This is a genomic window from Tardiphaga sp. (assembly GCF_041424195.1).
Lineage (GTDB): Bacteria > Pseudomonadota > Alphaproteobacteria > Rhizobiales > Xanthobacteraceae > Tardiphaga.
This window is the reverse complement of record NZ_JBGMOE010000063.1, coordinates 1-13,637: the sequence shown is the minus strand read 5'-3', so window position 1 is coordinate 13,637 and position 13,637 is coordinate 1. Positions and strand designations below refer to the sequence as shown.

Below are 13,637 nucleotides of genomic sequence, written 5' to 3'. Positions count from 1 at the left end.
TCCGTCCAATCTCCGCCAAGCATGCTCAAGCTTCACGATTTTTGCAACAGAGCCCTTGGTAGAAATGCCGATTCCATTGTCTTCGCAGATGAAGAGCAACGGCAATGGGATCGACTGATACGACGTCCATTGCGCCGCGTTGAAGGCACCTTGCGCCGTTGAATGGTTCGCAGACGCATCGCCAAACGAACAGATGATGATCGCGTCATCGGACAGGATCTTGTGTTCTGGTGGCTGTCGACGTGCCAGGCCGATTGAATAAGCGGCGCCAACTGCTTTGGGCAGATGGCTGGCGATGGTCGACGTCTGGGGCGGAATGTTGAGCAGCTTGGAGCCAAGGACTTTGTGGCGGCCGCCCGAAATCGGATCCTCCGACGAGCAGGCGAACGACAGTAGCATGTCCCACGTGATGGATTGCCCGGGTACTTGGCTTGCACGCTGAATCTGAAACGCGGCGTCCCGGTAGTGCAAGAAAGCCATGTCCTTCGGCTGGGTCGCCGCTGCAACCGCAGCCATTCCTTCGTGCCCAGACGAACCGATCGTGTAATAGCCTTGCCCGGCCGCCTGCATCTTTCGGCTGACGCGGTCGAGTGAACGCGAGAGGCATGCCGAACGAAAAACCTGAATAGCCTCGGCGTTGCTCATCGGCCCCGCCGGCCTGCTTCCGACTGGCAAATCGGCATCGGCGACGCGTCGGCGGAAATTGTCGTGGACGATTTGAACGCGGTCCATCAGCGCCCCACCGCCTGGTGACGATGAACCGCCGCCATCGCAGGCGCGGGTGCGCAAGGGCATGCTTTGCTGCATCCGACATCGACACATCCGGCGGGAGCGCGGCGATCACGGTAAGACATAAAGACTCCTTGAGGCCGGTCTTGGTTGAACTGTGAGGTATCGTAAGCACGCCGGTTGACCGCATGATACCGGTCATCGGGGAGCGCATGAGGGGTGCAGTGGTCAAATGTCAGCGAAACAATAGGACGTCTTGAGGCTGGTGTAGAATTCGGCCGCGTATCGGCCTTGCTCACGCGGACCCAAGCTCGACGCACGCTTGCCGCCGAACGGGGCATGATATTCAGTGGCGGCGGTGGGCAAATTCACCATGACCATGCCGGCGTTCGCATGGCGCCGAAAATGAGCCGCATGCTTTAGGCTTCGGGTACAAATGCCGGCGGCGAGGCCAAAGGCTGTATCGTTCGACAGCATCAGCGCGTCGTCATAGTCTTTTGCTCTGATGACGGCCGCGATCGGACCGAATATCTCTTCTCTCGCGATGCGCATATCGTTGCTGACGTGCGTGAATAACGCCGGTTCAAAGAAGTAGCCCTTGGTTTCACATTCAAGCCGACGTCCGCCAAAGGCAAGGAGTGCACCTTCGCGGGTACCCAAATCGATATAGTCGCCGTTTCGCGCGAGCTGGGCCGCACTGGCGACGGGTCCGATCTCCGTAGTAGGGGCCAGGGCATGTCCGACCACCAGCTTTGCCATTCGGCTTTTGAGGGCATCGACGAACTGGTCGTGAATGCCATCGGTCACGATGAGGCGCGATGACGCCGTGCAGCGCTGACCCGTAGAAAAAAAAGCCCCATTCAGCGCCAGCTCAACGGCGTGGTCGAGATCAGCGTCGTCGAGGACAATGAGCGGATTTTTGCCGCCCATTTCGAGCTGCACCCTGCGCAATTGTTGCGCGCAGGTCACCGCTATCTTGCGACCGATTTCTGTCGAACCGGTAAAACTGACGGCGTCCAACCGCGGATCATCGAGAATGGATTGGCCGACAACCTGCCCCGAGCCCATGATCAGGTTGAGAACGCCGTCGGGTAGTCCTGCGCGAGCAAGAATGTCGACCAATGCCACTGCGCAGGCGGGAACAAGCTCAGCCGGCTTGAAAATAACGGTGTTGCCATAGCAAAGCGCCGGCGCGATCTTCCATGCAGGGATGGCTAGGGGAAAGTTCCAAGGCGTGATTATCGCCACGACACCCAGAGGTTCGCGTTCGATCGCGATTTCGACCCCGGAACGTTGTGACGGCAAGGTCTCGCCGGCCAGTCGCAGACATTCGCCGGCAAAAAAATCGAATATGCTCGCGGCACGGGCCGCTTCGAGAATACCCTCAGCACTTGTCTTGCCTTCTTCACGCGCCAGCAAGGTGCCAAGCTCTTCTTGTCGCGAGCGCAGCTCCGCAGCGGTACGCCGCAAAATCGCCTCACGCTTTAATGGTCCGCTCGCTGACCATGCGGGGAATGCGCGTCGGGCAGCACCGATGGCGGCATCGACCTCCGCCGGCTGCGCGGCGGCAAACTCGCCGATGACGTCATCGAGATCAGAAGGGTTGATGTTCGGAACGCCGTGCGTCGCTGGTGTCCACGCGCCGTCGATAAAATTGCCATGACTAGTCATCGGCATTCTCCGGGACGTGCGGCTGTTGCTGGAACAGTGTCGGCATGCCAATGCCCTTGTCTCTCGCCAGTATCGACAACCGGTCCCAAGTCGCGCGATCGACGGGGACTCCTTGCACCAGGCGAACGGCCTTCTCGCGTTTTTCGGGATCGCCGGGTGCCATGACATCCAGGCCGACCAGCGCAACGCACGCGCGAAGCCGAGCCACGGCCGCTGCGCCAGCATCCGAAAACGCGGCCGAGCCGCGAAAGCGCGCGCCATCGATCGCCAGAAAAAAGTGACCGATCGGGCTTGGCCGTCCTCTACTCACATCGGCGAACGCCGGCAGCGTCACCGCAGCGGCGCTGCCGGTAAACACCGTACACAACAACTCCACCATCATCGCCAGGCCAGCGCCTTTATAGCCATAATGCACGCCGCCCAGGGGCAGCAGCGATTGAGCAGCATGCGCATCGGTTGTCATCGCGCCGTCGCGATCGACAGCAACATCTTCTGGGAGGGCGGTCCCGGTATCGCGTCGTAGATAGATGCGATTAAGCGGTATCGAGCTCGTAGCCATATCGAGGAGCATTGGCTCTTCGCCGGCTAGCGGCATCGCGAACGCAATGGGGTTCGTGCCATGGAATGCATGGCGCCCGCCATGCGCAACGACGCCTGGCGCCGAATGCGTGAAGCCAAAAGTAACGCAGCCCTGGCTTGCCCCATAAAGCGCATAGGTTCCAGTGGCACCATGATGGGCACTGCCATGAACCGCGACGGCACCGATGCCCGTTTCCCTAGCGAGGCTGACAGCTTCATCCACGGCACGGTAACTGGCGATATGACCGAAGCCGCCCCCGCCGTCGAGAATACCCATTGACGGCGCAACCTTGCGAAAATGCGTATCGGCGTCCGTGTCGAGGCGTCCGCCCTTCACCCAAGCGACATAGGAGGGAATGAGGCGCACACCGTGCGTGTCTACCCCGCGCAGCGAAGCATCTGTGGTTGCCCTTGCACAAGCAACGGAAGCTGCCTCCGATGCGCCATGGGCGGCAAGGATCGACGTGCAGAACGCTTCCAGCGCGACCTTTTCGACCCGCACGCTTTCCATCGCTTCCATGTCAGTTTTCCTGCCGGCGATACCAGTCGACGGTCTGGTCGAGTGCGTGTGCGAAGCGATCGAACAGATCGTCGATCTGAGCAGACGTGATGATCAAGGGTGGACAAAACACTGCAGCATCGCCAATCGCTCGCGTGATAAGGCCATTGGCTTGCATGGCATCCATGAGATACGCGCCGCATTTGCCTGGCGGATCGAATGGTGCGCGAGACGCGGGATTGGGTGATAATTCAATTGCGCCGATCAGCCCGACGCCTCGCGTTTCGCCCACAAAAGGATGATCCGAGAATCCGTGAAGACGACGGAGAAAATGCTCGGAAAGAGCGGGCACGCGCTCCATCAGCTTGTCCGATTCAAGGATATTCAGATTTTCGACGGCCACCGCGACGGCAACCGGATGGCCTCCGCCGGTAATGCCGTGGCCGAGCGCGCCTATCTTGGCCGAATTGTCGGCGACTCCCTGATAGATTTCATCGGAAATCAGCGTAGCGCCCAGCGGCATGTAGCTTGATGTGATTTGCTTTGAGAGCACGACGATATCGGGAATGATGTCATAGGTATCGCAGCCAAAGGTCTTCCCGGTACGCCCGAAACCGCAAATGACTTCGTCGATCCACAAAAGTATGTCGTGCCGACGGCAAATCTCCTGCACACGTTGCCAATAGCCGTCGGGCGGCAAAATGACGCCACCGGCGCCCATGACGGGTTCACCGATGAATGCCGCGATCGTCTCGGGTCCTTCACGCAGGATCGTGTCTTCGAGGTCGCATGCCAGCCGGTCAACGAACTGTGCTTCGGTCTCGCCGGCTTGCGCCTCCCGATAAAAATGCGGCGATCCGACATGGAGAACGCCGGGGATGGGAAGATCGAAATCTCGATGGAAGATCGGAATCCCGGTCAGGCTGCCGGCCCCGATCGTGACACCGTGATAGGCTCGGTTGCGCGAGATTATCTTCTTCTTCTCGGGGCGACCGCGCGCATTGTTGTAGTAGCGAACCAATTTGAGCGCTGTGTCATTGGCTTCCCCACCCGAGTTGGTGAAGAACGCCTTTGACATGTTACCGGGGGCCATTCGTACCAGCCGCTCGGCGAGCTCAATCGCAGGTTCGTGCGACTTGTGCCCGAATAGGTGGTAGTAAGGCAGTTTATGCATCTGGCGGTAAGCCGCCTCGCGCAATCGATCTTCGCTGAAACCGACGGCAACGCTCCACAAGCCCGCCAGCCCTTCGATATATTCCTGTCCCTGATCGTCGTAGACGTAGATGCCATCACCTCGGTCGATGATGGTCGGACCGATCGCCTCATGGCGCCTGGCATTGGTCGAGGGGTGAAGGTGATACGAGATGTCTCGGGCACTGGCCGAGTTGGGCGCGTCAATCATGGGCGTGGCCCATCAACGCCGCCCGCCGTGCGGTGGTGGCGGGGTAATCGATGGCAAATCCTAGCTGTGAAGACTTGTCCTCGCGCACATCAACGCCGTAGATGTCGCGTGCGCGCTCGATCGTCTCCCATTTCTCGGCAACGTCGTATAGCACCCGATCGGGATCACGGTCAAAGGGATGACCATATCCCCCACCCGAATTGTCGATACCGCGCAGCCATTCTCCCGGCACGAGATCGATTTGCGTTACGCCGGGAAGCCGCTCTTCGGATCCATCAAGATTGACTTTGAAGGTGCGCGCGCCGGGACTGTCATGGCCGCCATTCACACCCTTGGGCGGAAATTCCTGACCATCGCAGGGTATCGCTACGGTCATGGTGTCTTTCTTGGGCCCGTAAATGAGTTCGGCCCCCGGCGCGCCACGGAACTTGCCGGGTGCACTGGTCCCCGGCTGAATGCGCATCGACTTCATGTGAAGCGGATGCTTGACCTCCAGCAGTTCGATTGAATCGCGATAGATCAAACCCGCTGCCACGGGGATGCCGTAGGTCAACCATCCATCAGACGTCGGACTGGCCGGGCCGCCATTTCCGCCAACGAAAATCTGATTGATATAGGGTTCGCCGTTGTGCCTGAAGTCCTTGCCGGAGACGACAGCCCAACCCGCGCCCATCCCGACACCGCCTTCGGCGAGGCCATAACCGTCACCAAGTTGCGCCATGGCTGACTGCGTCAGATTGACCAAGCGGTCGCCGACATTGGTCGTCGCGATTGATGCCGAAAACGGAAAGGTTGTGCGTCCAATCACGCCGCCATCGCGTAACAGCACCTTCACGCGGCGGAAGATGCCGCCCGAGCGCGGAATGTCGGGGTCAAGACAGTTCATGACGCCGGCGATCGAATTGTTGATCGAACAGGCCTCACAGACATTGAAGCCGTTCGGTACGCAATCGATGTTGTCCCGCAGATCGATAACGATTTGCCCTTCATCGGGGTCGATATCGATCGTGCAATTGATCGGAATACCCTGGGGAAGACCGGGGATCGGATCATGCGCGCCAGTGTGCTTGATTGTCGCCCGTGGGAGCTGTTTGATGGCTTGCGTGGCGCGACGCTCGGAATAATCGAGCCACTGCTTGATGAACGTCTTGACCTTGTCCTTGCCGTATTTTTTGCAGAATTCGATCAGCCGGCGCTCGCCGACTCGGCATGAGCCGATTGCAGCAAGGAAGTCGCCATACCATTGGTCCGGGACACGAATGCGGCGACGGCACATCCGCACAATGTCTTCGACCATCGTAAAATTGCGCTGCACGCGTACGCACGGGAAGATGAGCCCACCTTCTTCGTAAACGTCCTTGGCATAGGGAGCGTATGTTGTCGGCGTCGCGTTGCCGGTATCCGCTTGATGCGCCTTGGAGCACACAGTGAACATGTGCTCGCCGTCGAAGAAGACCGGGATGAGAATTGTGTGATCGGCCGGATGCGTATTCCCCATATATGGGTCGTTGTGGAGAAACGCATCGCCTTCGGCCAAATCGGGATGCAGCTGCTGCATCGAAATCGTCTGCAAGTGCGACCCGAAAATATGGACGGGTAGACTTTCCGCGGACGCCAGCAGTTCATTGTCACCAGTAACGATGGCGCAGGACATATCGCGTGCGCTCGCGATCACGGCAGAACGCGAGGCGCGCAGGAGCGTGCTGGTCATTTCGCGCACGATGCCATCGACTCGGTTCGACATGACCGACAGGAGCATCGGATCGATCGTGTCGGGCTCGGATTTGCTGGTATTGCTGTTCATGACTATGCCTTCGCGATAAAAGTCAGAGCGAAATCAGATAATTGTGAGATGGCGTCAGCCAGGCGGTCGACCCGGGGTAAATCACGATGGTCGTCGTCGGCTCTTCGATAATCGCCGGACCTTGGATCTTGCTGTTCACAGCGAGGCTGGTGCCCTTGTAGATGGGCACATCCACGGAATCGTTGTCGAAAAACGAGGGACGGGTCGCGGCGATAGCGCTGGCCTGCGGCCTTTCGCCATCTGGCGCGATAGATTTTGTACCAAGCCCAATGGTCAATCGGCCCCGCCAATTGAGGCATTCAACCTTGCCGGTCTCATCGCGGACCGCAAACACACGCTCGTGCGCGCGATGAAAGGACTCGACCAAATCGTCGACATCGCCCTGTGAAGTGAACATGCTTGTCGCCAGCGGCGCATCAAGTTCCCAAACTTGAGTGAAATAACGGGCTTCGACGGTGTATTCTCGACTGCTTGGTGCCTCACTGGCGAGAGCGAGCCCGCTCGCGGCCTGAGTCAGCCGAGCGTCGATATCTTGCAGTGCTTCATTCACGCGGTCGCGATCGAACCGATCCGAGGTCGTGACCCGGTTTGCCGATTCTTCGAAAACGATATCCGAGAATTGCATGCCGGACGCCGACAGTGCGCCTGCTGTGCGGGGAACCAGTACCGTTTTGACGCCAAGCTCGCGGGCGATTGGAACGATGTTAAGCCCGCCCGCACCGCCACCTGCGACCAAGACTGCCTCGGCGGGGTTAAAACCTTCCGCGACCGTAATGTCTTGAATCGCGTTAATCATATGCTCGTTAGCAATCTTCATGATCGCCTCCGCAGCCTGCTCCACGCTCATTTCGAGCCGCGCCGAAAGCTCACCAATCGCGGCGCGGGCGGCGGCAATATCGAGCTTCATGCGTCCGCCCAGAAAATAGGCTGGGTCGATATATCCCAGGACAACGGCAGCATCTGTGACCGTCGGCTTGTCGCCGCCTCGGCCGTAGCAGACGGGACCTGGCACGGAACCGGCCGAGATCGGCCCCACGCGCAACAATCCGCCGTCGTCGAGCCACGCGATCGAACCGCCACCCGCGCCGACCGATCGGACATCGACCGAAGGCATTGCGGTCAGATGACCCATCCACTGGCCGCCCAACCACGTCTCACGGCTATATTTCAGCTTGCCTTCACGCACGAGGCCCACGTCGAACGTCGTACCGCCGGTGTCGCAGACGATCACATCACCGCCGAGCGCCTCCATATCGGAAAAGGCGCGTCCGGCAACTGGCGCCATGGCGGGTCCGGATTTGACAGTATGCACGGGCTTCTCGACAATTTCATCGACATGGGTGCAACCACCGGCCGACGTGCTAACGAAGATGTTGCCTCGGAAGCCCGCAGCCCGCAGATCTGCTTGCATCTCGCGCAAATGACCCTGCATCAATGGCTTGATCGAGGCGTCGATGGCAGTCGTCGAGGCACGACGATATTCGCGGATGATCGGAACGAGTACATGCGACAAGGAGAAAGCAATTCCTGGCGCCTCCTCGGCCAGGATCTCGCCCATCCGCTTCTCGTTGGCGGGATTGGCAATTGACCAAAGCAGGCAGATCGCCGCAGCCTCGAAACCCTCGCTGACCAGTTGCCGCGCGACGCTGCGCGCTTGCGCTTCGTTCAGTGGGGTGACGATCTCCCCTTCGGACGACACGCGTTCGTCAATTTCATAGGTGTAGCGCCGCGGAATGTAAGGCTTCGGAAAATCGAAAGAAAAGTCATGCGTCCCAAACTTCCCGCCTTCGCGAGTCACGAGAATGTCGGGAAATCCCGCAGTCGTAATGAACGCTGTTTTCGCCGTCTTGCCTTGGATAATGGCGTTGGTCGATCGCGTCGTTCCATAAATGAGCAGACCGGATTCCGTGAGCAATTCACCCACCGGGATGCGCATTTCGTCCGCAGCGGCGCTGAGCGCCCCTAACATGCCCTCGAAGATGCGATCGGGGGTTGTCAAAGATTTTCCAATAAAAACCTGGCCCAGTTCGTTCTGGACGACGACGTCCGTAAATGTTCCTCCAGTGTCGACGGAAATCTTATACTTCATCTGCGGCGCTCCAAGTATCTTGAGACTTTATTGACCATCGAGCAAAAGGTGAAAGCCTCCTGTCAACTGGACATGTTCGCGAAAGGCAGTCTTCGTTAAGACCGGCGAGCGAGGTAACGCCCATTAGTGCCATGTCTCTGTCGATCTCACTCTTGATGAGCTGAATGGCATGACGGGCGCCCCCCTCCCCCGCCGCAGCGAGGGCGAACAGGAACGGCCGTCCGATGAACGCGAAATCTGCACCCAGAGCGAGCGCCTTAAGCGCATCCGTTCCCCGGCGGATTCCGCCATCGATGAAAATCTTCATGGCACCGGCGCAATCTCGTATCCGAGGAAGCATGCGCATGGGCGCCACCGCGGTATCAAGCTGCCGCCCGCCATGATTGGAGATCCACGCCGCGTCGATGCCCAGTTTGGCGGCCACGGCAACGTCGTCGGGATGCAGCAGGCCCTTGATGACAAGATTGCCGCGCCAGTACCGGCGCATCATTTTGACATGATCCCAGGATAACGCGTCGCGGCGGCCAATCCGCCGCACGACGTTTTTCGACAATATCGGCGGGCCTCGAAAGGCATCCATATTCTCGAAGTGCGGCATCCCAGCGGCAAGCGTCCTTAAAAAGGTCCCGATCGACCATCGCGGATGCGACAATCCTTGAAATAGCAGGTTGGCGCTGGGTCGCAGCGGCATGCTGAACCCTGTGCGAACATTATTTTCGCGATTGGCGGGTACCGCCACGTCGACGGTCAGCACGACAGTATCGCAGCCCGCTCGCTCGACCCGATCCAGCATCGCTGCAATCCGCTCTGCCTCGCCTGGAAGGTAACATTGAAACCAGTGGGCGCGACCCTCGCCACAGATCCGTTCGAGCGGCATGATCGACGTTGCGCTGGGAACCATCAGCACGCCTTCCACCGCAGCTGCGCGGGCGAGCAGCAAATCCCCTTCAAAAGCGGCTAGACCTGACAATCCCATGGGCGCGATACCGACGGGCATTGCATAGTCTCGTCCGAACAGCGTGGTTTTGCTCGAGCGCGACGTAACGTCGACGAGGGCTCGGGGAACGAGGCCATAATCGTCAAAGCTGTCAAAGTTGCTCTTCATCCCTTTCTCTGTTTCGCTGCCGCCAGCATAATATCCATAAATCTGTCTGGGCAGCTTACGCCGAGCGGTTTTTTCGAAGTCAGCGAGCGCCAGAAACGGACGGAGTTTGCCGGAGATCGTATCCATCGGTCGCGCTTCGCTGCCTCGCAGCCGTATCTCAGGAGGAATTTGAAGCATGAACTAGCCCTGGTGCGAGTAACGATACACAGCGTCATGACGTACTGCCGCAGACCGATGGAAATTGAAGAAACACAGCTTCATGAACGCCTCACCCAATCGCTATTTGATCGAATAGCGTAATTGTGCGCCAATCCACCGAGGCTTTCCTACTGCAACTTCATTGCACCCGCAGATGACGGACAGGTCGAACCCGCCGATCTGATAGTATTTATTGAAGACGTTGCGTGCGAAAATCGATGCCTGCCAACGCGTATCGGGCGACGTCCAGTCCAGACGCAGATTCATGATCGCCCAGCCCGGCATCTTATTGGCATCGAAATTGTTGAGGTTTTGCCAGACAGAAGATTGGTAGTTGCCGTCAATCTGGAAGGCCGTCTTGCCGCCAGCAACCGTCGTCGGCAACGTATAGCGGGCCGAGGCCGACAGCGTCCATTTTGGGGCGAACGTCGTCTCGCGCGTCTTGAGCGTGCCGTCCTGCATCGGCACATTCTTTACTTTGCTGGTTTGGTAACCTGCGTTGAACGAGAGTTCGAGGTTTGGCGTCGGTTTGGCGGCAATCTCGGCCTCGCCGCCGTAAATGGTCGCGGGCACGTTGACGATCAACGTCGAGGCACCGAGCCACTGCGCCGCCTGATAGTCATGATAGTCGTAATAGAATGCCGCGGCGTTGAACCGCAGACGTCGGTCAAGAAATGTCGACTTGATGCCCGCCTCGTACGAAACAAGTCGCTCCGGCTTATAGGGTATTTTGCTCACATCGAGCGGCGGGCCACCCGCATTGAAACTGCCGGCTTTCACGCCTTGCGTGACGCCAGCATATAACAAGACTGAGCCGCCAGGACGCCAGTTCAGCTGTCCCTTCCACGACCATAAGGTATTTGCCAACCGACCAGTATAAAGGCCCTGCGACAAGCCGGGTCCCGAAATTGTCGGCGCATAGTTCCAGTTGAACGGGTCCCCACCTGCCGTCGGTGTGACGAAGTCGACTCGGAAGTCGTAATCCTTGAGTTCGCGGGACACGCGTACGCCGCCAATCACCGACAGGTTTTTTTCGATGGCATATTCGACTTGGCCAAAACCTGAATAGGAGTTGGTCCGCAGTTTCACGAAGCGCGGCTGATCGAAGCCATCGGTTGATGTCGCGCTATTGGGAAGTGCTCCGAGGCCGGATACCGTATGGTTGAGAACGTAGAGGTAATAAGCACCCGCCACCCAGGTCAGCGGGCCGGACTTTCCATTCAATCGCAATTCTTGGGAGAAGCCATCTTCGCGTGACAGGTTGCGATAAAAATACTGATTTTCAGGACCGCCCTCCAAATCGAGATCGATATGCTTGTAGAAATGCTTGAAGTCGCTGATGGCCGTCAGCGTTGCAAATCCTAGGTCGGACGTCAGCTTGGCACTAAACCCGTAGGTGTAATACGAATTCGGGCTGCTGAATGCATAGTCGCTGCTGGTAAGCGGTCCATTCCCGTCGGGGTCGACGTATCCGTAGAAATCACCTCCCGCCACGGGGCGGGTCGTGCCGGGATAGGGCGAATATCCGGCGTTGATGCAGCTTCCGTTTTGAATGGCCTGACAGGTGACCGTTTTCGTCGCATCGATCGTGTTGATGATCTGCCCGGCGCTATTGTAGACTGCGACAGTTGCCTTGTTTTGATACGGTGTGGTCGATGCGAGCGATCGGTTATAGGCAGCGGACAGCCACAGCGTGGTCTTGGGCCCGAGGTCGATGTCAAGCTGACCGCGAACCGCCCAATTACCGCGCACGCCGCCAAGGTCGGCGCCAGCGCCTTTCAGCGAGTTCGTTCCCAGCCCCGCTGCCAGTGAACTCGGAACATAGGTCTGGTCGGGATAGCCGTTCTTGAGGTAGCCATCATACCGCTCGAAAAAGCCTGAAAGTCTCCCGCGAACACCACTGACCAATGTGCCGCCAACGGCTCCTTCCAGCCGGACATTGTTGTACGAGCCATACGTCAGATCGACAAAGCCATCCAATTCGTCGGTCGGTTTTTTTGTGATATAGTTGACGACGCCGCCGGTCGCGTTGCGTCCAAACAAGGTTCCCTGCGGACCCTTAAGCATTTCGATGCGGTCAAGGTCGAAAAGACCAAATGTCTGGCCCTGCTGCATCGGGATATAAGTGTCGTCGACATAGGCAGCGATGGCCGATTCGACGTGATCGTTATAGTCGCTTTGCGTGATCCCGCGCATCGTGAATTGCGTCGATTGGCCACCGTTACTGGTCGAAACCGAGACGTTGGGCGCGATCTTGGCGATATCGACGCTGTCCGTCAGGTGAAATTCGCGCAGCTGGGACCCGGTCACGCTTGTGATTGAAATTCCGACATTCTGCATGCTTTGCGACCGGCGCTGCGCGGTGACCACGATATCCTCAACGCCGGCATTGTCGGTGGTCGCGGGAGGCGCGGTTTGAGCCGCCGCGAGTGCTGGCATAGACACCGTCGTTAGGACTGACACCAACTTCACAATTCTCATCGACACTCTTCCCTCCCTCATAGCGTCATCAGCTCTTCAAACCCACCCGGCCACGACGCTTGGCGAGATGGGGAGGAAAATCCGCCTTACACCGCAAGAAGCACTCTGTGGACAGAAGACAGATTGGACAGATCATGATTTTTTGTCAAGTGCGGCTCACATCTCGACTATACTATTGATTTATCGCTTCTTATTCGCGCGTCTGCACGCTCTTTGCCCGTTTGACACACCCTGGACGAATCGGCCGACACCCGACCTTGACCCAAGAAGCTGTACAATTTAGGCATGTGTCCACAGGAGACAGATGCCTCGCCTTTCGACGGTTGCTCTGTCATTAGGCAGGTCGGTAGAGCAAGGGCGGCGTTTCGAAACGATGATGTGCCGTTGGGCGCATTTATCGTGGCGCGCGATAGCTAGAGAGGAAGCCGGATGTTTGAGTCTTCGTTGGAGGACAGACTGCCATCAGTGGCCAACGACCTTCATGGTGCAAAGCATATAATCGATTATCGGATGTTGTCGGATCAAGTGACGACCCATCTGACGAAGGGGCTGATATTCGGTAGGCTGCAACCAGGCCAACGCATCAATGAAGCCGAACTGGCCCGAAACTTAGGCATTAGCCGTAACCCGATCAGAGAGGCCGTCAGGCGCCTTGAGAAGCGTGGGCTCTTAGTCGCTGTCCCGCGCAAAGGCACTTTTGTGCGGACATTTGAGCGCCGCGACATCGATGAGATGTTCTCTTTTCGTATCGTCGTGGAGAGCTTCGCGGTAGAGCAGGCTTTACCGCATATGACGGATGCCGATCTTCAACGCATAGCGGATTTTGTGAATGCCATGATCGCAGCGGCTGGCAAAAACGATGAAGTTGGCGTCGTCGAGAACGACCTCGCCTTACACATCGAAATCTGCAAGCTGTCGAACAATCGCCAAACACTCCATGCTTTCGCAAACATTCAAACTGAAGTTCAGATGCTTATCACGCTCGCCGAGCGGCGTTGTGAAAATCTGATGGCAGCTGCACGTGATGGCTCTGTTGCAAAGATTGGCGGCAGTCAGAGGTAGGCTGTCGCTCTGCGCCGA

At 58.1% G+C, this 13,637-nt stretch carries 9 protein-coding genes; 1 reads left to right on the top strand and 8 read right to left on the bottom strand.

Annotated features, from left to right (window positions below; all coding sequences use genetic code 11):
• From ACEK02_RS10305 to ACEK02_RS10270, 8 genes are all read right to left on the bottom strand, one after another.
• On the bottom strand, positions 1-795 hold a 795-nt coding region (locus ACEK02_RS10305), incomplete at its 3' end, for a thiamine pyrophosphate-dependent enzyme (protein ID WP_371421616.1).
• A 162-nt stretch (positions 796-957) separates the two neighbouring features.
• Positions 958-2,400 (bottom strand): aldehyde dehydrogenase family protein, encoded by a 1,443-nt coding sequence (locus tag ACEK02_RS10300; protein WP_293922305.1) that lies wholly within the window; start codon positions 2,398-2,400, stop codon positions 958-960.
• Complete coding sequence (locus tag ACEK02_RS10295; protein WP_371421615.1) at positions 2,393-3,499, bottom strand: Ldh family oxidoreductase; 1,107 nt, start codon at positions 3,497-3,499, stop codon at positions 2,393-2,395. The genes ACEK02_RS10300 and ACEK02_RS10295 overlap by 8 nt, the downstream gene beginning before the upstream one ends.
• 1 nt (position 3,500) lies before the next feature.
• Positions 3,501-4,880: an aspartate aminotransferase family protein gene (locus tag ACEK02_RS10290; protein ID WP_293922302.1), complete on the bottom strand. Its 1,380-nt coding sequence runs from the start codon at positions 4,878-4,880 to the stop codon at positions 3,501-3,503.
• Complete coding sequence (locus ACEK02_RS10285; protein ID WP_371421614.1) at positions 4,873-6,684, bottom strand: hydantoinase B/oxoprolinase family protein; 1,812 nt, start codon at positions 6,682-6,684, stop codon at positions 4,873-4,875. The genes ACEK02_RS10290 and ACEK02_RS10285 overlap by 8 nt, the downstream gene beginning before the upstream one ends.
• Before the next feature lie 22 nt (positions 6,685-6,706).
• On the bottom strand, positions 6,707-8,773 hold the full coding sequence (locus ACEK02_RS10280) for a hydantoinase/oxoprolinase family protein (protein WP_293922297.1): 2,067 nt from the start codon (positions 8,771-8,773) through the stop codon (positions 6,707-6,709).
• On the bottom strand, positions 8,763-10,004 hold the full coding sequence (locus ACEK02_RS10275; RefSeq protein WP_293922295.1) for an alpha-hydroxy acid oxidase: 1,242 nt from the start codon (positions 10,002-10,004) through the stop codon (positions 8,763-8,765). Before ACEK02_RS10275 ends, ACEK02_RS10280 begins: the two co-directional genes overlap by 11 nt.
• A gap of 153 nt (positions 10,005-10,157) precedes the next feature.
• Entirely contained in the window at positions 10,158-12,515 is a 2,358-nt protein-coding gene (locus ACEK02_RS10270; RefSeq protein ID WP_293922292.1) for a TonB-dependent receptor, read from the bottom strand.
• A gap of 507 nt (positions 12,516-13,022) precedes the next feature.
• On the opposite strand from ACEK02_RS10270, the gene ACEK02_RS10265 reads away from it, so the two are divergent.
• Entirely contained in the window at positions 13,023-13,619 is a 597-nt protein-coding gene (locus tag ACEK02_RS10265) for a GntR family transcriptional regulator (protein ID WP_371421613.1), read from the top strand.
• Positions 13,620-13,637: the final 18 nt, after the last annotated feature.